The organism is Mesorhizobium sp. M7A.F.Ca.ET.027.03.2.1 (genome assembly GCF_003999175.1).
GTDB lineage: Bacteria > Pseudomonadota > Alphaproteobacteria > Rhizobiales > Rhizobiaceae > Mesorhizobium.
In genome coordinates this window covers 1-882 of record NZ_RZOM01001592.1, presented here as the reverse complement: position 1 = coordinate 882, position 882 = coordinate 1, and the positions used below count along the sequence as shown (strand labels likewise).

The 882-nt window shown below is 59.5% G+C and carries 1 protein-coding gene; it reads left to right on the top strand.

Annotation, left to right across the window (positions count from 1 at the left end; all coding sequences use genetic code 11):
• The coding region (locus EN750_RS36660) for a P-loop NTPase fold protein (RefSeq protein WP_245482929.1) at positions 1-882 on the top strand (882 nt) is incomplete at both ends.

The window sequence follows — 882 nt, the reverse complement described above, 5'->3', positions numbered from 1 at the left end:
CGCTATCTCGTCATCAAGTTCGATGCTTGGATGTATCAGGACTTTGATGACGCGCGCGCCGCACTGATGAGTGTGATCTCCGGTGCGCTTGTAAAGGCGGCCCCGCCTGCCCTCAAGGACAGAGCGAAATCCTTGATCGGGCGCGTGAACAAACTACGGTTTTTGGGCGTGGCGCTGGAGGCCGGCGCCTGGGCAATGGGTGTGCCCACCTTCGGGGCGATTTCCAAAGGTGTGACAGCCGCTGGCGCGCTTTTTTCGGGTTCGCAAGAGGACACGAACCTCGAAGCCGTCAAGGATGCCGCCTCTGACGTCCAGTCACGCGGTGCATCGCTCTTGCGCGAGGCGGAAGAGAAGGGTCCGCCCGATGAGATCGACGCATTTCGTGCCGAATTCAAAGCTGTTCTCCAGGACCTCGGGAAAACGATGGTCGTCTTCATCGACAACCTCGACCGCTGTTTGCCCCGAAACGCCATAGAGACCATGGAGGCCGTGCGGCTTTTCCTGTTCATGCCCAACAGTGCATTCGTCGTAGCCGCCGACGAGGACATGATCCGACATGCCGTCAGTCAACACTTCAACAGCCCCTCGCAGCGCCACATCACCGACTATTTGGATAAGCTGATCCAGGTCCCGGTAAGGGTGCCAAGGGCGGGCATACAGGAGGTCCGCGCATACCTTATTCTGCTGCTTGCGAGCCGGTCCGATCTGAATGACGGAGCCGTTGAAAAACTGCGGCTCTATCTCATCGACCGCCTCCGGACCTCATGGAAGGATGATGGCGACTTCACGATCAACGAGATGCTGACCCAGTCCGGCGTGCAGGCGTCGAAAGAGCTGGCGACTGCATGGGAGATGGCCGACAGGATGGCGCCGATCCTGGCC